24 protein-coding genes are annotated in these 22,714 nt (G+C 37.9%); 16 read left to right on the forward strand and 8 right to left on the reverse strand.

The window, feature by feature from the left end:
• Positions 1–142 precede the first annotated feature (142 nt).
• The 4 genes from U9M49_RS10475 (at position 143) to U9M49_RS10490 (ending at position 2,647) form a co-directional block, all read left to right on the forward strand.
• Positions 143–601: a MarR family winged helix-turn-helix transcriptional regulator gene (locus U9M49_RS10475; protein WP_157733876.1), complete on the forward strand. Its 459-nt coding sequence runs from the start codon at positions 143–145 to the stop codon at positions 599–601.
• Positions 598–1,074 (forward strand): glutathione peroxidase, encoded by a 477-nt coding sequence (locus U9M49_RS10480; RefSeq protein WP_307316008.1) that lies wholly within the window; start codon positions 598–600, stop codon positions 1,072–1,074. Before U9M49_RS10475 ends, U9M49_RS10480 begins: the two co-directional genes overlap by 4 nt.
• A gap of 109 nt (positions 1,075–1,183) precedes the next feature.
• Positions 1,184–1,897, forward strand: a complete 714-nt coding sequence (locus tag U9M49_RS10485) for a tryptophan-rich sensory protein (protein ID WP_095371740.1) — start codon at positions 1,184–1,186, stop codon at positions 1,895–1,897.
• Between the two features lie 21 nt (positions 1,898–1,918).
• Complete coding sequence (locus tag U9M49_RS10490; protein ID WP_322909747.1) at positions 1,919–2,647, forward strand: alpha/beta family hydrolase; 729 nt, start codon at positions 1,919–1,921, stop codon at positions 2,645–2,647.
• Positions 2,648–2,682: 35 nt separating this feature from the next.
• Here U9M49_RS10490 and U9M49_RS10495 read toward each other — a convergent pair whose 3' ends face one another.
• From U9M49_RS10495 to U9M49_RS10505, 3 genes are all read right to left on the reverse strand, one after another.
• The gene (locus U9M49_RS10495) at positions 2,683–3,339 is read right to left on the reverse strand and encodes a hypothetical protein (RefSeq protein WP_322909748.1); all 657 of its coding nucleotides are present in this window, start codon (positions 3,337–3,339) and stop codon (positions 2,683–2,685) included.
• 248 nt (positions 3,340–3,587) lie between these two features.
• Positions 3,588–4,004, reverse strand: a complete 417-nt coding sequence (locus U9M49_RS10500; RefSeq protein WP_307316017.1) for a hypothetical protein — start codon at positions 4,002–4,004, stop codon at positions 3,588–3,590.
• A 27-nt stretch (positions 4,005–4,031) separates the two neighbouring features.
• Entirely contained in the window at positions 4,032–4,790 is a 759-nt protein-coding gene (locus U9M49_RS10505; RefSeq protein WP_307316018.1) for an SGNH/GDSL hydrolase family protein, read from the reverse strand.
• A gap of 132 nt (positions 4,791–4,922) precedes the next feature.
• Here U9M49_RS10505 and U9M49_RS10510 point away from each other — a divergent pair, with 132 nt between their 5' ends.
• The 4 genes from U9M49_RS10510 (at position 4,923) to U9M49_RS10525 (ending at position 10,113) form a co-directional block, all read left to right on the forward strand.
• A complete protein-coding gene (locus U9M49_RS10510) occupies positions 4,923–5,912 on the forward strand; it encodes a LacI family DNA-binding transcriptional regulator (protein WP_095371735.1) in 990 nt (329 codons plus the stop codon).
• Positions 5,913–6,084: 172 nt separating this feature from the next.
• On the forward strand, positions 6,085–7,482 hold the full coding sequence (locus U9M49_RS10515) for a hypothetical protein (protein ID WP_307316023.1): 1,398 nt from the start codon (positions 6,085–6,087) through the stop codon (positions 7,480–7,482).
• Position 7,483: 1 nt separating this feature from the next.
• On the forward strand, positions 7,484–8,905 hold the full coding sequence (locus U9M49_RS10520; RefSeq protein WP_322909750.1) for an aldehyde dehydrogenase family protein: 1,422 nt from the start codon (positions 7,484–7,486) through the stop codon (positions 8,903–8,905).
• A 17-nt stretch (positions 8,906–8,922) separates the two neighbouring features.
• Positions 8,923–10,113: an iron-containing alcohol dehydrogenase gene (locus tag U9M49_RS10525; RefSeq protein WP_251162207.1), complete on the forward strand. Its 1,191-nt coding sequence runs from the start codon at positions 8,923–8,925 to the stop codon at positions 10,111–10,113.
• A gap of 148 nt (positions 10,114–10,261) precedes the next feature.
• Here the strand turns inward: U9M49_RS10525 and U9M49_RS10530 are convergent, their stop codons facing one another.
• Positions 10,262–10,822, reverse strand: coding sequence for a hypothetical protein (locus U9M49_RS10530; RefSeq protein ID WP_322909751.1), 561 nt, complete (start codon positions 10,820–10,822; stop codon positions 10,262–10,264).
• A 642-nt stretch (positions 10,823–11,464) separates the two neighbouring features.
• On the opposite strand from U9M49_RS10530, the gene U9M49_RS10535 reads away from it, so the two are divergent.
• From U9M49_RS10535 to U9M49_RS10570, 8 genes are all read left to right on the forward strand, one after another.
• Positions 11,465–12,529: an ABC transporter substrate-binding protein gene (locus tag U9M49_RS10535; protein WP_307316036.1), complete on the forward strand. Its 1,065-nt coding sequence runs from the start codon at positions 11,465–11,467 to the stop codon at positions 12,527–12,529.
• Positions 12,522–13,556, forward strand: coding sequence for a FecCD family ABC transporter permease (locus U9M49_RS10540; protein ID WP_307316040.1), 1,035 nt, complete (start codon positions 12,522–12,524; stop codon positions 13,554–13,556). Before U9M49_RS10535 ends, U9M49_RS10540 begins: the two co-directional genes overlap by 8 nt.
• Positions 13,553–14,584, forward strand: a complete 1,032-nt coding sequence (locus U9M49_RS10545; protein ID WP_322909752.1) for a FecCD family ABC transporter permease — start codon at positions 13,553–13,555, stop codon at positions 14,582–14,584. The genes U9M49_RS10540 and U9M49_RS10545 overlap by 4 nt, the downstream gene beginning before the upstream one ends.
• Positions 14,584–15,399, forward strand: a complete 816-nt coding sequence (locus U9M49_RS10550; protein WP_095371727.1) for an ABC transporter ATP-binding protein — start codon at positions 14,584–14,586, stop codon at positions 15,397–15,399. Before U9M49_RS10545 ends, U9M49_RS10550 begins: the two co-directional genes overlap by 1 nt.
• A gap of 231 nt (positions 15,400–15,630) precedes the next feature.
• Positions 15,631–15,831 carry a cold-shock protein gene (locus U9M49_RS10555; protein ID WP_095371726.1) on the forward strand — a complete coding sequence of 67 codons (201 nt, stop codon included), beginning with the start codon at positions 15,631–15,633 and terminating at the stop codon, positions 15,829–15,831.
• Positions 15,832–15,920: 89 nt separating this feature from the next.
• The gene (locus U9M49_RS10560; RefSeq protein WP_180316921.1) at positions 15,921–16,097 is read left to right on the forward strand and encodes a hypothetical protein; all 177 of its coding nucleotides are present in this window, start codon (positions 15,921–15,923) and stop codon (positions 16,095–16,097) included.
• Between the two features lie 75 nt (positions 16,098–16,172).
• The gene (locus U9M49_RS10565; protein WP_322909753.1) at positions 16,173–17,036 is read left to right on the forward strand and encodes a GAF domain-containing protein; all 864 of its coding nucleotides are present in this window, start codon (positions 16,173–16,175) and stop codon (positions 17,034–17,036) included.
• 259 nt (positions 17,037–17,295) lie between these two features.
• Positions 17,296–17,982, forward strand: coding sequence for an N-acetylmuramoyl-L-alanine amidase (locus tag U9M49_RS10570; protein WP_095371724.1), 687 nt, complete (start codon positions 17,296–17,298; stop codon positions 17,980–17,982).
• 83 nt (positions 17,983–18,065) lie between these two features.
• On the opposite strand, the gene U9M49_RS10575 is transcribed toward U9M49_RS10570, so the two are convergent.
• Genes U9M49_RS10575 through U9M49_RS10590 form a run of 4 tightly spaced genes read right to left on the reverse strand, consistent with a single transcriptional unit; the run spans position 18,066 to position 22,640 of the window.
• On the reverse strand, positions 18,066–19,070 hold the full coding sequence (locus tag U9M49_RS10575) for a 2-hydroxyacid dehydrogenase (protein ID WP_322909754.1): 1,005 nt from the start codon (positions 19,068–19,070) through the stop codon (positions 18,066–18,068).
• Positions 19,071–19,084: 14 nt separating this feature from the next.
• A complete protein-coding gene (locus U9M49_RS10580; RefSeq protein ID WP_095371722.1) occupies positions 19,085–19,846 on the reverse strand; it encodes an SDR family NAD(P)-dependent oxidoreductase in 762 nt (253 codons plus the stop codon).
• Positions 19,847–19,848: 2 nt separating this feature from the next.
• Entirely contained in the window at positions 19,849–21,366 is a 1,518-nt protein-coding gene (locus tag U9M49_RS10585; protein ID WP_322909755.1) for an FGGY-family carbohydrate kinase, read from the reverse strand.
• An 11-nt stretch (positions 21,367–21,377) separates the two neighbouring features.
• Positions 21,378–22,640, reverse strand: coding sequence for a PTS galactitol transporter subunit IIC (locus tag U9M49_RS10590; RefSeq protein WP_322909756.1), 1,263 nt, complete (start codon positions 22,638–22,640; stop codon positions 21,378–21,380).
• Positions 22,641–22,714: the final 74 nt, after the last annotated feature.

Raw genomic sequence — 22,714 nt, forward strand, 5'->3', positions numbered from 1 at the left:
TATTATAACATCACTGAGGTATTGTAAAGGAGGAATTTACAGAAACTGAAAGCAACTGTTACATATGATTTAATTGTTATCTTATTTTTGCATTTACATCGTACCCGATATATAATGTATCGTGTACGATGTAAATGAGGAGGTGGTCAAAGTAAAAGCACAGACATTAGAAAATCAATTATGTTTCGCTATTTATAAAGCAACAAATCAATATACTAAGTTATACCGGAAAGCACTGGAACCGTTTGACCTCACTTACCCTCAATATATTGTCTTACTGGCTCTGTGGGAAAATGATCATATGATTATTAAACAATTAAGTGAAAAGTTATCGTTAGGGATTGGTACTTTAAACCCCATTATTTCTAAACTAGTAGAAAAAGATTATGTAATGAAAACACCCTCACCTATGGACAAAAGATCTGTAGTCATTTCATTGACCACAAAAGGTAGAAACTCCGAAAGTACGATATCAGAAATGATTTCAACTAAAGCTACAAAATGGGATTCATTCGCTATATTTGATGATCAATTCAAATTAAAATTACAAGAATTGAATACACTGTTATCTCAATTAAATGAAGGGGAGGAGAAAAAATGAATTTATATGATATAAACGTAAAACTCGAAAACGGTACCAATTATCAATTGGAGCAATATGAAGGCAAGGTATTACTAATTGTCAATACCGCAACAAAATGTGGCTTGGCCCCACAATTTGCAGAACTTGAGAACCTATATCAAAAATATAAAGATGCGGGACTGGTTATATTAGGATTTCCTTCGGATCAATTTAAACAAGAGCTCGACTCTGCTGAGGAAGCGAGTGAAGCTTGTCGGATGACCTATGGTGTTTCATTCCCTATGCATGAAATCATTAAAGTGAATGGAAAAGAAGCACACCCTTTATTCAATTATTTAACGACAGAAGCAAAAGGTTTTCTAAGCAAAAGCATTAAATGGAACTTTACTAAGTTTCTCATTAATCAAAATGGAAATGTGGTAGAGCGCTTCGGTCCTACAGATAAACCAAGTGATTTTGAGGAAAAAATAAAACAACTACTATCAAATTAAGAAATATGTCACTTCGCCTTCCCCATGGTAGATAACTATGATTATTACCGTTCACTTTAGGGTATTACAATTAATACCATCATTTTATTTATCAAGGGGAGGCTCATTCATGAATCAGTCAAAGAAACTAGGTATCGTCTACCTTATTACTTTCGCTATAATGATTTTCTTAAATTATTGGTCAGCTACAAATGTTGGCAATGTTGCTGATGCTAACCAACCTTTAATACAACCTGCTGGTTTTGCATTTTCCATTTGGGGGTTCATTTATTTACTTTTATTTATTTGGATTATCAGAGCTTTTTTTGTGAGAGGTGATGCTGTTTATGTAAAAACTAGCTACCTACCAGCTCTTAACTTTTTATTAAATGGCTGTTGGATTCTAGCTTTTACTGCTCAAGCACTACTAACATCAGTAATCATCATTTTTGCTTTACTTGTCACCTTAATTCTAATCTACGGTAGAATAAACGATACAACTCATACTTTCTTTGAAAAACTGCCATTTTCCATTTATATTGGTTGGGTTTCTGTAGCAAGTATTTTAAATGTATTTGTTTGGTTTGTAGGGATGGAACAAACTGTTTTTCTCGGATTGAATGAAGTGACTTGGACCTTTATTATGTTAGCAGTTGCTACAATATTAGCGATTGTTTTCTCTATTCGATTTAAAGACTTTATTTATACACTTGTTTTCATCTGGGCATACATTGGTATATATGCTAAAACACCTAATGATGCTGTGAAAAGCTTTGTGATGATCCTCATCCTTTTATTAATCGTTATTTTTATCTATACGCTCTACAAATTTTTCAAAAAGTAAATACAACTTAAGAGGCAAATTATGAAGAAGATAATCAAATCAAAAGTATTCCTTATCCTATCAGCTCTAGTAGTTACAGCAATCGGTGGATTTTTCATCTGGACTCAGCTCACTTATCATTCAGTGGGTGAGCCAACGATCCCCGTAGACAACCAAATAAGCGTTGAAGATGATTGGCTTTTATTCGGTGACCCTAATAGTCAAATAGGTATTATTCTTTATCCGGGTGCAAAAGTAGAACCCGATGCTTATGCTTATATCGGTCAAGAATTAGCTAAAGAAAATCTATTCATCGCTATACCACATGTAACACTAAACATCGCCATACTTGATGTTTCTAAAGCTAACGAAATCATTAGTACGTATAAAGATGTAAATTGGTTTGTTGGAGGCCATTCAATGGGCGGTGCAGCAGCAGCCATGTACGCCGATAAAAACATAGATCAAGTACATGGTTTAATACTACTGGGTGCCTATGCCTCTGATAATGATACACTGACAAATTCGAAACTACCTGTCTTATCCATAAGTGGCTCAAATGATGGCCTAAGTACGCCCGCTAAAGTTGAAGAGAAGAAGGTTTTTCTTCCAGATGAAGCAGACTTCGTAGAAATCGAAGGAGGAAACCATGCCTATTTTGGTGTATACGGAGAACAATCTGGTGACAACCCAGCCGACATTTCTATTAAGAAACAACAAGAAACGATCATCGATACCATTACTCATTGGATAAAAGAACAAAAACAATAATTAAGAAGGGCTATCTACTATAGATAGCCCTCCTGTTATTCTCCTCTAATTCCTTCTACTTCAATCTCTGTAATATGATAAGATGAATGAAATGCCAGAGGTAACCAGTCTTCAACTAAATGAATTTTCTTCATGCCTGGAGTTGGCATAAGCAGTTGAATTTTTGATAATAGTTTTGTTTCATCCATTTCATAGGAGACAATATAAAATTGATCAAACGTTTGTTTAAGAGAATCGAATTCACCGAAGCTTAATTGTTCAAAATTCTGAGAAGTGACGTCTTCTAACATTAACTGTTCTCCTACTTCATTCATTTGTTCTAATTGCTGCCAATCACTATGACGATTAATCTTGGAGAGTTCAACTAAATAGTGCTCCTCTTTTCGACTCGGTGATGATTGTGGTGAAGGTCCTCCACTTTTAATGATAAATAAAGAGTTTGTTGCCTTATTTTCGAATTTAAGATAACCCCATGCATAACCGGCTTTAGAAAATTCAAATTGAATCCCAAGCTTGCGACATTCTTGTGCTACGGCATCTTCAATATGATTGCCTTTTACCCATGCATAACCTGTACTAATAAGCATTTCACGTTTCTTCTGTTCACGCTCATGAATGTAATGCCTATATCCTTTTAATATACCATCAACAATCGCCTGACTTAATTCAGGTGAAAATTTATAATTCATCAAGTGATTATTTCCTCCTAAGTTTTCTTTTTCACATATTCAACCTTTTTTGGAAAGGAAGATCATTGCTTGTTTTGGAAAAAAACCATTTTTATTACCATGCCCTTTTGTCTATTAATTCTTTTTCGTTCTCCCATACCATACGCAATAGGAGCTTCTTTATTCTTTTCTATATTCTATTATTTATGGTCTTCTAGTAAAGAGAAATGATAAAAGCATTCGCCTAATGAAGAAACGAATGCTATCTTTCTTTAGCCATTTTGAATAGAAACCGAAGTTTTTTCTCTCTTTATTTTCCAGTTGAGTGATAAAACTTTTTCTATCTCGTTTAATTGCTCCTCACTTACCTTTATATTAGTTACTCCGTTTTCTACGAGCGTGTAATCTTGGTCTTTCTCTAATCCGAACTTCATACTTAACATGCGTTGCAAGCCAGGGAAGGTAAGGAATTTGATGCGGTAACCATTGTTAATCATTGAAACAAAGTTTGCCTCATCTTTTTGAGCCAGATGAGCTAATTGTTCAAATTCGAACTGCTCGTTGTACTTTCTCCACTCTGTCGCTTCGTTTGACAAAGATTTTCTTATAATTTCTTCGTCCGTTACACCTTTATTACGTAACAGCTCAATCATATATGCTTCCATTAAAGTTAATTGTTGTTTCAACATTCATCAGCTCCGAGGTTTTCTTTCATTTTACCACGGGATTGGCTTATTAAAGTACTCATTCATTACTTGAAACCAAATATAGTAACCAATATTATTCGGATGCACCCCATCTGCCAATGTGTCTTTTAACTCAAATGAACCGTCCGCCATTCTTTTTGCCATCGGTCGATAAATATCTATATATGGCCACTCGTTTTCTTTAATATACTGTTCTGTTGCTTTTAAATAGTCTTGATAAGAATGATTGCGCTTATTATCAATTTTTCCGTTATAAAGAACAGTTGTCGGATTGGGAGAAAGAAATAGAATTTTCGTATCAGGAGAGGCCTTTTTAATTTTATCAACGGTTTTTTCAATCGCTTGCTCTGTTTCTTTTATGCTTTGATGATATTGATAACTATTAACGACACCTGTTTCAATCATTACCAAATCAGGCTCTGATTTTACCAACTTTTCAACCGTTCCATCCTTAAGTAGCATATTTAAGGTGTAACCGCTTTTAGCAAAGTTATGAAATGACAGCTTTTTTTTATGTGGCAAATGGCGTTCTCGCACTTCCTTTTCTAATAAACGAAACCAAGAAAACATCGGATGAGATGCCCCTTTCCCACGAGCAACACTACTGCCAATAACGGCTACCTTTGCACCGTTCTTACTGTAGCTTTCAGAGACAATATAATCATAAATTGTTGTCTGGTCGCTAAATGAATGGATTGTTTTAGCCGACACAGCAGAGCCAGAAAACAATAAAATACTCGTAAACACTAAAATCATCGTTTTTTTCATTTTATTCGCTTCCTTTCATACTCTCTGCTTACCCTTTTCACTGGTACTTAATCTAGGTCATTTTGACTTCTCTCTCCCATGGGAATCTGATAAAATAAGGAAGCACAGTTTTTCTTGAAAGGAGGAAACTAGATGGTCTCTTCTAAGGATGTTGCCAAACATGCTGGCGTTTCTCAAACGACCGTATCACGTGTACTTAATACTCCAAACCTAGTCAAAAAACCAACAGTAGATAAAGTGATGGCTGCGATTGAAGAACTTCATTACATTCCGAATGCCCATGCCCGTTCTCTTGTACAAAATAAAACAAACACGATTGCGTTACTTTCTGGACCCCTTCATAATCCTTTTTTTGTCGATACAACAGCTGCAATTGTTAATTACGCTAATAGCAAAGGTTATCGTGTGCATGTTCAATTTGTGAATGATGAGAAATTAAATGAGGCATATACTTCAGTAGTTGAAAATAAGGTAGATGGAGTCGTGATGTCCTGTATCTTACTTGATGATCCTATTTTCGAGAAGTTTGAGAAAATGGATATACCATTTATTACATATAATCGAAAACATATTAATAATAAACATTTTGTTGAAATCGATAATTTTCAGGCTGGCATACTTTCAGCTCATCATATGCTAGAGTTAGGTCATAAACAAATTGCTTGGATTGGAGGTCCCTCTACCGTTAGTACATTTAAAAATAGATACGATGGCTTCGTTGAAGGGATGAACACTCAATACCTTGCATCGCAATATGTGATTCAAACGAATACATCAAAACAAGCGGTAAAAGAAGCATTTGAAAAACTGATGCAATTACCGACTCCACCGACAGCTATTTGTGCTGCCACAGATGCAATCGCTCTACAAACAATTGATGAAGCAACAAAGGCCGGTTATCGTGTCCCAGGCGATATTAGCGTAGTCGGTATCGATAATGTTGACTTAAGTAAACACGGTAGTATCGAGTTAACAACCGTCGGAAGTATCTCTGAGCAAAATTTAGGTTTTCTAGCCATCAATGAACTGATTGAAATGATTGAAAATAAAAAAAACAGTTGCGTAAAAATCACTGAATCTGTTAAAGTATTTAATAGGAAAACAACAAAGGCATATCAATAGTTTTTATCTATGCAAAAATGAATACGTAACCATTTTAAAGCATAATCCCTTACCCTCTTCCATATGAGCTTGAACGACTCATGTGGAATCGCTTTACAGAAAAATGGTTACGTATTCATAATTTAATATTCTAACTTGTAAGGGTTTACAATTAAGGAGGAGAAAAACCGTCATGAAATGGAAAAACAGAAAATACGGCGAAGAATCACCGTATATCCCAGCAGGACCTTTTAAGGTTCGCTTACCTTTTATCCATTACCGTTTTGAATGGCCCGATTATGTGCAAGGACTATTAATGTGTGCTGTTGATTTATCAGCCATCCCACTTTTAATGGAATTACTCGGTATGCCTTTTGAAGTAGCACTCGCTATTGTTGTTTTAAATGGACTTTTTTACTTATTACATCATTTACTAGGTGATCCGGCTGTACCTGGTTGGATTACACCAGCCATTCCTTTAATCATGCTGTACTGTCAGCAATTCCCTGAAGGACCTGAACGTGTTCACTCACTGATCGCCTTCCAATTAACACTCGGTATTCTATCATTATTACTCGGTGCTACTGGGTTGGCATCAAAGGTTGTTCGCTTTATTCCGCCCGCATTAAAAGCTGGTGTTATCCTAGGAGCTGGTTTAGCAGCTGTCATCTCTGTTTTCCAAGTTGGTGGCCGTTTTGAATTGTTCCCTTGGACCATCTCGATTGCTATTGGAATTGGGTTTTATCTTTTATTTTCAAAACATTTTATTCAATTCCAAAACCGCAATGCCTTTTGGAAAACCATTGCTAAACTAGGTATTTTCCCTGTGATACTAGTAGCCGTATTTATTGCCCCATTATTTGGGGAAGCAAAGTGGCCAACAATTGAATGGGGATTCTCATCTCCAGATTTTATTACATTGTGGAATGAGTACACGGTATTCGGATTAGGCTTACCCCCATTCATGATGTTTATTACAGCCATCCCTACTGTTCTCGCTGCTTATATTGTTCTTTTCGGTGATGTATTACAAGTAAAAGCATTAGTGGAAGATGGTCAATCTATCCGCCCTGATGAAAAGGTTGATTACAACCCTAACCGATCTCACTGGATTTTCGGTATTCGTAATGGTGCCATGAGTATTATTGGACCTGATGTCACGATGGCAGGACCCGTATGGAGTGCGATGCAGGTGGTAATGGTTGAGCGTTTCAAAAAAGGAAGAAAAGCTATGGACTCGATTTTCGGTGGTATGGGTTCATTCCGCTGGGGAACGAATACCGGCTTATGGTTACTTCCAATCGTAAGTTTCGTTGAGCCTATACTAGGTGTTGCGATGGCATTAACTCTTCTCATTCAAGGATATGTAAGTGTGAAAGTTGGTATTTTAGAAGCACGAAGTCAAAAAGATCTTGGTGTAGCTGGGATTGTCGCAGCTGTTCTATGTATTAAAGGCGCTGCTTGGGCGTTTGCGGTAGGTATTATTCTTTGTCTATTATTATACGGAAAAGATTTCTTTAAAGGAGAAATAGACAAAACGTTTAATAAAGATAGTGAAGATCTCAAAAATCAAGAAAAGCAGGTGAGTTAATATGAAGAAACAATTATATATCAATGGTGAATGGAGAGACTCAGCAAACTATGCTGACCTCCTTTCCCCCTATACAAATAAAGTGATTGCGGAAATTCCACAAGCTTCAAAGGAGGAAGTGGAAGAAACCATTGAGATGGCGCATCAAAAAAGAACAGCGATGGCTCGTTTGACTGCCTACGAGCGTGCAGAAATACTAGAAGAGCTTGTTCTATTATTTAAGGAAAATCGACAAAAAGCTGCTGAAATCATTTCTTTAGAATCAGCGAAACCATTGAAATTCTCACTAGGTGAAATTGACCGTACGATTGAGACATATAAATTCGCGGCTGAGGAAGCAAAACGCTTAACAGGAGAAATGATCCCGATGGACGCAGCCAAAAACGGGGCTAATCGATTCGGTTATACAATCGAGGAACCGATTGGCGTAATTGGTGCCATTACACCATTTAATTTTCCACAAAATTTAGTAGCACATAAAGTGGGACCAGCGATTGCCTCTGGAAACCCGATTGTATTAAAACCAGCATCGCAAACACCATTATCTGCTCTATTTCTTGCTGAACTCCTTGACCAAACTTCTTTACCTAAGGGTGCATTTAACGTAGTTACTGGCAGTGGTCGTATTGTCGGAGATGCCCTTGTCGAGAATCCGCTTGTGAAAATGATTACTTTCACTGGTAGCCCAGCCGTTGGTATTGGTATTCGCAATAAAGCAGGACTAAAGAAAGTTGCTTTAGAACTCGGCTCTAATGCAGGACTGATTATTGATAGAAACGTAGACTTAGAAGAAATCGTAGCTAAATGTGTAACAGGTGCCTTTTCTAACCAAGGGCAAGTCTGTATTTCTCTGCAACGCACTTACGTACTAGAAGAGATTTTTCCTGCGTTCGTTGAAAAGTTTGCCGAAGCTACTCAGGCGTTAACAATCGGAGATCCAATGCATGCAACAACTGACCTATCAGCGATGATTCATCCAGCTGAACAGGAGCGAGCATTGAGTTGGGTTGATGAAGCAGTCTCCTTAGGAGCAGAGATTATTACAGGCGGAAAAATTGAAAATGGCGTATTTTTACCAACCATCTTAACGAATGTCGATGCGACTGCAAAGGTTTCTTGCCAAGAAGTGTTTGCCCCTATTGTTATTGTTAACCGTATCTCTTCAATTGAAGATGGTATTATTGCAATCAATGATTCTGACTATGGTTTGCAGGCTGGTATTTTCACTAATGATATTCAAACTGCCTTCCATGCTTCTAAAGCACTTGAAGTGGGCGGCGTGATGATTAATGATATTCCGACCTATCGTGTAGACCAAATGCCATATGGCGGAGTGAAAGAAAGCGGTACGGGCAAAGAAGGTTTGAAATACGCGATTCACGAAATGACTGAAACTAAATTAATTGTTTGGAACCAAAATTAATTAGAGGAGTGACCATCATGTCTGAGAAAATCACCTTTACACCTATAAGCTACACAGGCTGGGATGCTCTTTCCCACCTCGTTGAAGAAGTAGAAAAGTTTAACGTCAAAAAAATCCTTGTGATTACTGACCCTTTTTTAAAAGAAATTGGCTTAACGGATAAAGTGACGCATCCACTTAATGAGGCAGGATATATCACTGATGTTTACACTGATGTTGTTCCTGAACCACCACTTGCCGTTGGGGAAAAACTGGTCTCCTATACGCGCGAGCACGCTTTTGATATGGTCATCGGCATCGGTGGCGGAAGTGCACTTGACTTAACAAAATTAGCTGGCGTTATCGCTGTTCATGAAGGTGATGTAGCTGATTATTTAAATCTAACCGGCACAAAATCGATTACAAAAAAAGGATTACCGAGTATCTTAATTCCAACTACATCTGGAACAGGATCAGAAGTAACAAATATCTCCGTCCTTTCATTGGAAACAACAAAAGATGTCGTCACGCATGATTATTTACTTGCAGATGTAGCTATTGTTGACCCAGCACTCACAATGTCTCTTCCTGCAAAGGTAACAGCTGCTACTGGGATCGATGCCCTTACACATGCGATTGAAGCATATGTGTCTAAAAATGCTAGCCCAGTCACGGACGCTTTAGCACTACAGGCCATTCGCCTAATCAGTCAATCCATCCGCACAGCTGTTCATCATGGCGACAATAAACAAGCACGCATTGACTTGAGCTATGGTAGTTATTTAGCTGGTATTGCTTTCTTTAACGCAGGTGTAGCTGGGGTTCATGCACTTGCTTATCCATTAGGCGGGCAATTCCATATTGCCCATGGTGATTCAAACGCTGTTCTTCTGCCATATGTGATGGGCTATATTCGTTCTGCATGTGAAAAAAGGATGAAGGATATTCTCGATACAATGGGCTTTAGCTCTACCCATCTTTCACAAGAAGAAGCTTCCCACCGTTGTGTAGAAGAATTAAAACGCTTAGTCGAAGATGTTGGCATCCCGTCTTCTTTAAAAGGCTTTAACATTGGCCATGATGCACTTGATTCGTTAACAGAAGATGCGACAAAACAAACTCGTTTACTCGCGCGAAGTCCAATGGAATTGTGTAAAGAGGATATATATACAATTTATGAAGCCGCCTTTGAGGGTAAAGTAGTTGATCAAACGCTAGTAAAAGCATGATGATAAAAAGGGGTGCAATTAAATTACTTGCATCCCTTTTTTATTAGATAAGAAAGTATAAAATTTTTCAATGAGTTTTCATGTCTAGCTCCAGGCGCCATCGGCTCGAGGTCATAAGCCGATAGGCAGGCGCCTTGCGCTTTTCTTATTAATCTGTTTTCAATTCATAATGAGCTACTCGATTCTCTTTAAATGTAATGATTAGCCATTCACTATCAATACTAATGATACTCCTTTCATTACCCAAATAATAAACGATGTTATTGTCACTCTTAAAATACGTGTTTTCTGTTGGTGTTCCTAGTTTTTCAATTACTTCGTTATAATGTCTATTTTTTAAATCATACGTATTTAACAAATCGTCTATCATTCCCACTCGTTTGTGTGGATTATTTCTCCAATCCATTTCATTAAATTTGGCATGAACGCCATTAAAAACTAGTAGGCTAATCAATGCGATTGGCAATACCAATGCTAAAGAAAACAACCAAAGTTGCTTGGGCTTCTCCCTCCTATTTGGACGTAAGCGTTTTATCGCAAACCACACACATAAAAAATACAATACACTTGGTAAAATGGCATATAGCACCGTATGAAGATTCATATTAACATCAGCCAGCGAAAACAAAATGAACAGTAGAAGATTAACCATCAAGTACAATATCGTTACGATAACTAGAAGAGGTAAAACTGCTTGAGTGAACTTCATAAATTAGAATAAGCTCCTTTTATTCATTTGGTATTATTATACATTCATTTAAGTTGATATTGGTAGTTATCTAGAGTGATTGTTTTCACACGGTCAGGGGAGGCGAACATGGCATTCTGGTGGCTATTAAAATTATTCTCCTAGAAGGCAGTGACTGCTCCTTTGCGGCGCTCTTTAATTACATTCAACTGTCAGTGTCAAGCTAGCGATGTACATATTTGATTATTTCAGTAAGTACAAAATGAAATATATGATGTGGGGTTTTATGGGAGTTGCCAACACATCTTGGCGGGTTTTCATCTTTTGTGTACGCATTTTCCTTTTGCCTATACATCTTGGCAGTTATCTCATGAAAGTGTACCATTCCTTGATTATGTCAGGTGATTCTCGTTTCTATGCTCCCCCCATCCCCCATTGATGGATTTCCTTTAAACAATGATTTCTTCTTTTGTAAATTTTTCACATGACAGGATTCTATCAAAAATAGCTTGATTGCCTTAATCCTTCACCGATAAAGTTATTATAAATTTCCGAAAATGATTGACTTCTACTCTAGGTAATTATACACTGAATGAGAATGATTATCGTTATTAAATTACTACATACGATTGTCACAGTTTAATAGAAGAGAAGGGGAAAAAAATGAAAGCAAAGAAGTCGTTCTTATTACTACTATTACTTGTATCTACCGCCATGTTTGCCTTAATTGGTTGCTCAAATAATGAATCAACCGCTTCTGAAGATGAAAAAGATAAAGAGGCGGAAACAACTACAGATCAATCATCCGAAACAGAATATCCAATTACGATTGAACATGCTTTTGGTGAAACAGTGATAGAAGAAAAACCTGAAAGAGTAGCAACAATTCAATGGGCGAACCATGATGTTGTACTAGCCCTTGGCGTTGAGCCTGTCGGTTTTTCTGCAGCAAACTATGGTGTAGAAGATGGTAGTGGCTTACTTCCATGGACTACGAAGAAACTTGAAGAACTTGATATTAAAGATCCTAATATTTATCAAGATACAGATGGTCTTGATTTTGAAGCGATTGCAGACTCCAACCCTGATGTTATCCTTGCTGGTTACTCTGGAATTACACAAGAAGATTACGATTTATTAACACAAATTGCACCAGTTGTCGCATATCCAACTACTCCTTGGACAACAACATGGCGTGAACAAGTGCTTCTTAATGCCAAAGGGATGGGTATGGAGAAAGAAGGAGAACAACTCATTAAAGATACAGAGGATTTAGTTGCGGAAAAAGTTGCAGAGTATCCTGAATTAAAGGGGAAAAAAGTAGTTTGGGCTAACTTCTCAGCAAACGATTTGTCTCAGTTCCACCTCTATACACCTGCTGATCCACGTGTGGCATTCCTAAAGGAAATGGGATTAGAAACACCTGAGAGTATTACCAATCTAATCCAAGATGAAAATGCATTCTCTTTATCTTTAAGTGCTGAAAATGCTGATGTACTTAATGATGCTGATATTATCATCGGTTATAATGATGAAAGCACATATGACGCAGTAAAAGCAGACGCTCGTCTTGGCAAAATTAAAGCTATAGAAAGAGGATCGGTTGTCTTTATTGGTAACAACACACCACTTGCAGCTTCCGGGAACCCTAACCCGCTTTCTATCGAATATACAATCGATGAATACTTAGAATTAATCGCAGATGCGGTTGAGAAAGTTGATGAATAATTTAATTGAAAAGCAAGTCCCAAAAAGGCATCTACCAAAGCATTTGATAATTGTGCTCGTCGCATCTATCATTCTACTATGCTTATGTGTTGTTGCCTCTTTGGCATTTGGCGCAAGGTTTGTATCATGGAATGAGTTACTTACCGGTCTATTTCACCCAGAAATAGAATCATTTAGTTCAAGTGTTGTGCAAGAACGCATCCCTCGTACGATTTTTAGTTTATTATGCGGTGCTGCTCTTGGTGTTTCCGGTGCACTCATGCAATCTGTAACAAGAAATCCAATTGCTGACCCTAGTATTCTTGGCGTAAATACAGGGGCAGCGCTTTTTGTCGTCTGTGGGATAGCTTTTTTTCAAATTAGCAGTGCAGCTGAATATATTTGGTTTGCGATTGTTGGAGCTATGCTAACAGCGATTTTTGTATATGGAATTGGTTCAATGGGGAGTTCAGGTGCGACCCCACTTAAGCTCGTCTTAGCTGGGGCAGCAACAAGTGCCGCTCTCTCTTCCCTCGTTAGTGCCATTATGCTATCTCGTACATATGTCATGGATCAATTTAGATTTTGGCAAGTAGGTAGTGTAGGATCTGCTAACTGGAACTTAATCCTCACTTTTTTACCTTTTTTAGTTGCAGGGATTTTGCTTGCGATCATGACTGCTTCTGCTTTGAATGCATTAGCACTCGGTGACGAAGTGGCTACCGGACAAGGTGTCAGAACCGGTATGATTCGTTTAATCGCTGCATTTGCAGGGGTCATTTTATGTGGTGCCGCAACTGCGCTAGCCGGTCCAATTGGCTTTGTCGGTTTATTAGCGATGCATTTGATGCGACTCATTCTAGGCGCTGATCTTAGATTCACCATTCCCATGTCGGCAATATCAGGTGCAGTCATTTTAACAATCGCAGATATCGCTGGTCGTATCATCGGTAGCCCAGGGGAGTTAGAAGCTGGAGTTGTTACAGCCTTTATTGGAGCGCCTTTATTAATATTTTTAGCGATTAGAATGAAGGTGCGTTCACTATGAAACATCCATTATTAGCCGTTATTAAACAGGGACGAATAAAAAGAAGACAGCGCTGGTTACTGATTAATAGCATACTATTTGCTACAGCCTTAGCATTATGCTGTGCCATGCTCATGTTTGGTAACTCCTATTATCCGCCACAAGAGATTTGGAATGCACTAACAGGGAATGCTGCTGGCGGTGCTTCCTTTGCCGTCAATACAATCCGTTTCCCGAGAATGTTAGCTGGTTTTTTTGCTGGTATTGCTTTCGGCATAGCAGGGAATACATTTCAAACGATGCTAAGGAACCCGCTTGCTAACCCCGATATTCTGGGTATTACTGCTGGTTCAAGTGTGGCAGCTTTAATTTGTATTCTTATTTTCCATACAAGTAACACGGTCGTATCTATTGCATCTGTCATTGCCGGATTATTAACGGTTTTCCTTATTTTTATTTTATCTAAAGGAAAATCTTTTTCCATCGGACGATTAATACTAGTCGGTATTGGGATTCAAGCTATGTTGAGTGCAGCCATTTCTTTTCTATTAATGCGAGGTGCGCAAGAAGATATACCTACTGCCTTACGATGGTTAAACGGCAGCTTGAATGGTGCTCAGCTAGATTCAACGATTCCATTAATGATTACTGTCATCCTATGCGCGCCTATTGTTGCCATTTTGGGTAGACAGCTTGGGATTCTTGAATTAGGTGAAGAATCGGCGACATCGCTCGGACTCAATACAAATCAAACAAGAATACTCCTTGTACTAACTTCGGTCGCCATGCTAGCCATTGCCACCGCAACGACCGGACCGATTGCTTTCGTTGCCTTTTTAGCTGGACCGATTGCCAAAAGACTAGTTGGTGTCGGGTATTCTAATGTCATTCCTGCAGGTCTCGTTGGTGTGAATCTTGTTTTAGCAGCTGACTTGATTGGTCAGTTTGCTTTTACAACTAGATATCCTGTTGGTATTATTACTGGATTACTCGGGGCACCATATCTAATTTACTTACTTATCCGTATGAATCGAAAGGGTAATTTATAATGAAAACAATACACCAATTTGAAACGAAGGAAGTCGTAGCCGGTTATGATCAGAAAACGATTCTCCATGGGTTGGATGTGGAGATTCCAAGCAATAAAATAAATGTCATTATCGGGGCAAATGCTTGTGGAAAATCGACTTTGTTAAAAACGATGGCGAGGCTAATCAAACCACAGTCCGGTCAGGTTATTCTTGATGGGAAATCAATTGATCAAATTCCACCGAAGCAACTCGCTCGGGTACTCGGTATTTTACCACAGTCCCCTATTGTTCCAGAGGGAATTACAGTAACTGATCTCGTTGGTAGAGGGCGTTATCCTCACCAGAAAATGTTCAGTGGTTGGTCTAAGAAGGATTATGAAGCGGTAGCTGAAGCAATGGAAATTATGAATATCGCAGAACTTGCCGATCGTAATATTGACGAACTATCTGGTGGTCAGAGACAACGAGTATGGATCGCCATGGCACTGACACAACAAACAGATATTTTATTTTTAGACGAGCCGACTACGTTTTTGGACATTGCCTATCAAGTAGAAATTTTAGATTTATTAACCGATCTCAATCGTAAATACGGGACAACTATCGTCATGGTTTTGCATGACATTAACTTATCTGCACGTTACGCAGATTACATTTTCGCATTAGAAAAAGGGCAGCTCATCGCAGAAGGTGAACCTTCTCAAGTCATCACAACTGATCTTGTGAAACAAGTCTTTGGTCTAGATTGCACTGTCATCAATGACCCTGTCTCCCTCTCACCTATGGTTGTACCTAGGGGCAGATACCATGTACAAGTAAATGAATCGTTATAAAAACAAGAAACTCGCTTCTGTAAAATGAGCGAGTTTCTTTTTTTACATTAAATAACACCTTCCTGTATTTGCTAATATCATTGAAAAATGGTATGATGAATATAATTATTTTTGTTCGGTGTAAAATTGAGAGAGAGGAAATCTCTTCTAAGGAATTTTTTGTCTTAAAATCGTATGTTTGAACAAGGGTAGTAATACATTTGTGGTAACCCCACAACAGGAGACGATAACATGGAAACAGGTACAGTAAAATGGTTTAACGCAGAAAAAGGTTTTGGATTTATCGAGCAAGAAGGCGGAGAAGATGTATTCGTACATTTCAGCGCAATTCAAAGCGAAGGCTTCAAATCTTTAGACGAAGGTCAAAAAGTAACATTTGACATCGAACAAGGTCAACGTGGTCTTCAAGCAGCTAACGTTAACAAAGCATAATTACTATAGAAAAAAAGACTCCATCTAGGAGTCTTTTTTTCATTAACGGTAAGGACACATTATCTTCACTAATGAAAGGGATTGAGATTATGAGCGTAGAAATGTTTCGTATCGGGGAAATGGTAAATATAAAAAGGACGAAAGAGCAAGTGATTATATCAAAAAGCCAGTATGTAAAAAATATGAAAAGATACTCTTATGTCGTTAATAAATATCCTGGTACATTTTTCTTTGAAGAAGAATTGATGAAGTGCGAAAAGAATTAAGTTCTTGCATCTGTAATCAGTGATTCTATTTTTATGCTAAAATTATAGTATCAATCAATTTTGGAGAGATGTTCGATGATCAGTAAAGTAAAGGATAAAACAGTTTACCAATCTCTAGTGGATACGTCTACTAAATTATTTGAGTTGTTAACTAAAAACTTAGATGTCAATTCTGCATATATAGCCAAAAAAGTAGGCAATAAAATGACTGTTATTAATTCCTATAATAAAGTGGAATTTATCATACCAGACGATATTGCTGTTGATTATCAAGAATCGAATTGCAAACTTGTATTAGAAAATAATGAACCTGCGAAAACCGTGATGAATTTAATGGCTGATGAAGAAACAAAAAAGCGAAAAATCACCGATGAGCTTGGTGTGAAAGCCTTTATTGGGGTTCCGTTAAATCGCACAGATGGATCAAACTTCGGCACGCTCTGTTTAATGGATAAAGATGAAAAAACCTTTACCAATGAACAAGTGGAAATGGTCCTGTCCATTGCCGATGTCCTCTCCTATATTATTGAACTCGATGACCTTTATGAAGATATTGATTTACTCAGCGTACCCATTATTCCGATATCAAAAGGGATTGCTATCTTGGCACTACAAGGCAACGTCAACGATAAAAGGGAAAGAAAAATTCTTGAAGATACATTAAATTATACATTAAGCCATAAAATTTCTTCTTTTCTCATTGACTTATCTGAAATGCAAATCTCTAATTATGAATTTTCTGATGCACTTAATCGATTAGTCTCGGCTCTTAAACTTATGGGCGTGAAGGTAATGCTTTCTGGTATTCCAACAGCACTTGCTAGCTCAACAAGAATGAGAGACCAATTCCAAGATTTAGAAGTAACATTTGTCAGAAGTATTGAAGATGGACTAAAAAAATTAGGTTATCAAATTGTGGAACGTGAAGAAGAGCAGTAACTCCTACTGCTCTTCTTCACGTTCCCATGTCTTAACATTCCTATTAGACGAAAGTCTCCTCTTCTCTCTTTGACAGCATAGTCATTCCCGCTTTTATAAGCTAAATATCTCCATACCTCTTTAATGGCCTTGTTTAGAATCTACCTCTTCCTACCAACCTTCCTTGTGCGAATCAATCAAATGGTTAAAAAGTAGTTTAAGTGTACAAGCACTAAATGCATCCTTTGCATAAAACTATTAGAAAAGGAGGTATTTTCATATGGTAAAAATATATATCGATCCTGGTCATGGTGGTACTGACCCTGGAGCAGTAGGTAATGGTTTACAGGAAAAGAACCTTACACTACAAATAGCTACAAAGGTAAGAGATTTATTATTAGGATATAGTAATGCTGAGGTACGAATGAGTCGAACAGGTGACCAAACCGTTTCTCTTGCCCAAAGAACAAACGATGCCAACGCTTGGGGGGCCAATTACTTCTTATCCATTCATATTAATGCCGGTGGCGGTACTGGCTATGAGGATTATATCTATCCTGGATCCGGCACACCTACAACAACCTATCAAAATATCATCCATGAAGAAATAATGAAAGTCGTTAACTTCGCCGATCGTGGGAGAAAGCAAGCCAATTTTCACGTATTAAGAGAAAGCAATATGCCTGCTATTTTAACAGAGAACGGTTTTATTGACACAGTTGCTGATGCCAACAAATTAAAACAAGCGTCATTTATTCAAGCCATTGCCCAGGGACATGTAAATGGACTCGTACGTGCCTTCAACCTGGTTCCATCAGGAGGAGCTATCTATCATACAGTTGTCAGCGGAGATACTGTCTACGCCTTATCTCAAAGGTATGGAAGCACAATTGCACAAATTCGAAGCTGGAATGGATTAGACGCTAATTATACGATTTATCCTGGGCAAGTTTTGCGGGTGAAATAAAGCAACTATTTTATATTAAAAGTTAAAGTCGGGCTGCCCTTAAACATAACAAGCCCGACTTCCTCTTTCGAATATAAACTTTCTTATGCTTTCTGACTTTCTTTCCATTGTACAATCGATTTAGCTAACTTTTTTGGCGTATTTTTAAAAGCGTCTATTGTGCTCCCAGCTAAATGTGCAGTAATTGTTACATTATCAAGATCTAAAAACGGACTTGCCTCTCCTAAAGGTTCATGGTCAAAAGTATCAATCGCTGCACCAGCAATTTGTTTCTCATTTAATGCTCGAATAAGATCTTCTTCACATACTAGTCCTGATCTAGCTGTATTGATAAGAACAGCAGTACTTTTCATCATCGCTAACTGTTCATACCCGATAAGATGCTTCGTTTCCTCCGTTAATCTCCCATGTAGAGTCACAACATCTGAATCTGACAATATAGTTTCTAAATCTACTTGTTCAAAAGCCGTTTCCCCCTGAAAATAGGGATCATAGAAAATAATTCTAGTATCAAACCCACTTAGAAATTTGCCAACAAGTTGCCCAATATGACCATAGCCAATGATTCCTATTGTTCTATCTTCTAATTCTGGTACGAAATCAGCATTACTAAAATCTTTGCGCCAATCTCCTTGTTTTAAGGCAGCATGTGAACGGGCAATATTTCGAATTTCAGATAGAATCATCCCCACCGTAAATTCAGCTACACTTCTTGCATTTCTACCGGGTGTATTAATCACTTCTACCCCTCTTGCTTTAGCCTCATTAATGTGAATATTTTCTACACCTCCACGTAAAACCCCTATCAATTTAAGATTTGTGGCTTTCTCGATCACTTTTTGACCAATTGGTGCAAATTGTGTAATAATCACCTCATACTGATTGATATCGTCATATAAGTTTTCTGGTAAACATACTGCTTCACTACCTTGTTGCTCAATAGCAAGATTATCCTTTTGCAACGCTTCTAAACTCTCATGCCGCCATTCTCGAATCGCCAGCTCGATACCGTTATCTATTAAAGTTTTTAATCCTTGTTCCATCATTTCCTTCGTAATAAATAAATCCGCAATTGCTAAGCATTTCATCTGTGCTTCTCTCCTTATCTCATTAACATTCCACCAGTAGCATCAACTGTCGCCCCGGTCATATACTTAGATTTTTCTGATACTAAAAAAGCTGCAATATCTGCCATTTCTTCTGGTTTTGCTACTCTCCCAACTGGAATTCGATTGACATAATAATCACCTTTTTGCTGCAAGGAATCTTTAATCATATCGGTTTCTACAATACCGAGTGCCAAGTTATTAACTGTAATATCATCCTTTGCATGTTCTCTAGCAAGTGAAATCGCAAACGCAATCATCCCAGACTTACTAGCTGCATAGTGTGAATGACCTGTTGTTGAGCCATAAAACGCTGCCTGTGACGTAATATTGAGGATACGACCACTTTTCTTATGAAATAAACAGTGTTTTATAAACCCTTGTGAAGTTAGAAACACACTATCAAGATTAATTCCGATTGTCTTCTGCCATTCTTGTAAGGACATATCTTTAATATAATTGGTTGGCCATACTGCAGCATTATTCACTAAAATATCAATCGATTCCTCTATCCGTTCACTTGCCTTTTCCATTAACTCTGCTACTGCTTTCTCATTCGAAAGGTCGAGTTGAATGGCCACTGATTTTTGTCCATATCCTTGTATCTCTTTAACTACTGCCTCTGCTTGTTCTCTGTTCCCTTGGTAAGTAAGGACCACATTCGCCCCCTCTTTACCGATGGTTCTAGCAATCTCTTTGCCTACGCCACGAGAGGCGCCGGTCACAACAGCTGTTTTTCCTCTTAAACCTAAATCCATTCTTATATCCCTACCTTCCATACCTCTTCCATTTTCGCTAGTGTCTGTTTATATTGTTGATATTTTTTTTCATAGATTGCCTTGTTCTCAGGGCGAGGTTGAATCATACGATTCACTTTCACCATTGCTTCAGCCGCTTCTTTAATTGATTCGTAGTCCCCATTCATAACGGCTGCACACATCGCAGTTCCCAGCGTTCCATGTTCTTTTACTTCAACAATTTCTAATGGTATTTGCAAGCTATCAGCAAATATCTGTAACCACACATCAGATTTTGTCACACCGCCAGCTATTCTAGAGGCTTCAGGTTTTTCAATATATTTTAATAATCTTTCAATATGATAGATATGTCCAAAAACAATCCCCTCATAAACAGCTTGAATAAAATGTTTCTTTTCATGCCAACTATTCATTCCAATAAAGCATGATGTCGCATGTGGCACTGTATTCGAACCGAATAAAAACGGAAAGAATACAAGCTGACTCTCCTCTGGTGTCGTTTCTTCCACCAACTCATTGCAAATATCATAAATCGATTGTCCTGTCAGTGCACATTGTTGTTTTTCCTCTATCATAAAATGATCAATAAACCACTCCAGGTTACTTGCTGAGGTTGGGCTTGCTTCCGTGGTTAGCCAATAGTCATCCAAGCAGTAAATCGATGTCATAAATAGTTCACGATCAATAACTGGTTTTTTCGTAATATATTCATTTATACTCCATGTACCTGCAACAATCGCTAATCGGTCTTCTTTTACCAAACCAGAGGCAACTGCCGAAGCTGCAATATCAAAAATCCCACCTGCTACAGGCGTTCCTTCCTGTAACCCTGTCATTTCAGCAATCTCTTTAGTAATGGCCCCACAATAATCTGTTGACTGTTTAAGTGGTGGCAATTTATCAATGAGATCGTCGATACCAAAAAAGGATAATAATTGTTGATCATAACAGCGGTCACGGACATTTAACAAATTTGTTCCTGAGACATCTGTTAGTTCTAAAAAAGCTTCGCCCGTTAATTTAAAACGTACATAATCTTTCACTGTAAATATATAATCTGCTTCTTCTATAACAGATGGTTGGTAATCCTTTAACCATCGCAGTAATGCTACAGGCTGACCCGCCCAAACAGATTGCATTGTCTTTGGTAGCACCTTTTCTTCAAAATTACTATCGCCGTACCATTCTTCTATATATTTCTTGGCACGATTATCTGTTGAGATAATCCCGTTATACACTGGCTCTCCTTTTTTATCTGAAAGATATAAACCATTCCCATGTCCAGTAATCGCAAGACCAACAATTTTACTTGTATCAATTGAACAATGATTAATTAACTCTCGAATGACTGCTAGATTCGCTTCCCATAACTCATACATATCACGCTCTGTATGATAGGGTTTTGGCATAATCATTTTTGTCTTCTTAGATGCTATGCCAACTTCTTTGCCACCCAAAGTATATAATGCTGCTTTTGTGATCGTACCTCCATTATCGATTCCCATAATATACTTCTCCATTGTTCTACCCCCTAAGATAATAATCCAGCAATCTTAATAATTATCCACCCTAACGGGGTGGTCGCTCCCCCAACAAGATTAGCAAGCTCAGTCTCTTTATGAAAACTACTAGGTAAAGCGACATTAGATAGGTTAGCAGCTTCTGTAAATCCAGCAGCAATATCGGTCCCTATATAGAGCACTAATGTCATAATCGCTATTCCGGTAATATATAATCTCACCATATTTTGTTTAAGGTAGGGCGCACACATGGCAAACAGAAATGAAAGCGATGCCAAATCAGTGAATGGCAATAAACGATTACCTGGTAAAATAACAGCAAGTAATAATGTCGTTGGTATCATTAGTAAACCCGTAGCTAACACCGACGGTCTTGCAATCAATAATGCCGTGTCCATCGCAATATAAAACTCTCGATCTGGGAACCTTCTTTTTAAAAACGCCTCGGCAGCTTCTCTAATAATATTTAATCCTTCCACAAGCACATCGACCATTTTAGGTAGTAGAACCATTACTGCCGCAACCGTTATACCAAGAGTCAGGACAGCAGCTACATCGAAACCAGCTAAAATCCCCAATAATGTTCCAATTAATGCGCCCAATGTCATGGGCTCTCCAAATATCCCAAACTTCTTTGTAACCGTTTCAGGATCTGCCTTTACATCCCTTAAACCTGGAATTCTTTCTATGATCCAATTAATCGCTATACCTACAGGAACAAAAATGGCTGTGGTCCCATGCGGAAATGAAATCCCTTTTAATTGATAATCTTCTTGTATACGTGAAGCCGTCTTATCAGCGATATAGAGTGTTACCAGAAAATGGACAATCGATGCTATAACTCCTAACCAAATATTCCCTGATAGCGTGTAAACAATTGCGCCAACAATCATAAAAATCCAAAAATTAAAGATATCAATATTCACTGTTTTTGTTGCCTTCAAGAAAAGCAAAATTATATTTACTAGTATAAGCCCAAAAACAGCGAATGGCACTATTGGTGACCCCCAACCAATTGCTGCAGCTACTGGCCAGCCTGGGTCTATAATCGTTAAGTTCAAATTAAAACGCTCAACCATTGATTCTGCTGCTGGTCCAATGCTTTCAAGCAATAAGGTAATAATGAGATTAATACCCACAAAACCAATCCCAACTAGCATGGCTGCTTTAAACGCTTTACCAATAGGTACCCTAAAGCATAGTGCCAATAGAAAGAAAATAATCGGCATCATGACAGATGGACCTAAATCAATAACCCAATTTATAAGCTCCATAACGCTCCCCCTAAACTTTTTTTAAATAAAAAATCCCCCACAAAGAAACGGTACTAGACATACCAATTCCTTAT

Origin of the sequence: Cytobacillus sp. OWB-43 (assembly GCF_034651445.1) — a bacterium.
Taxonomy (GTDB): Bacteria; Bacillota; Bacilli; order Bacillales; family Cytobacillaceae; genus Cytobacillus; species Cytobacillus kochii.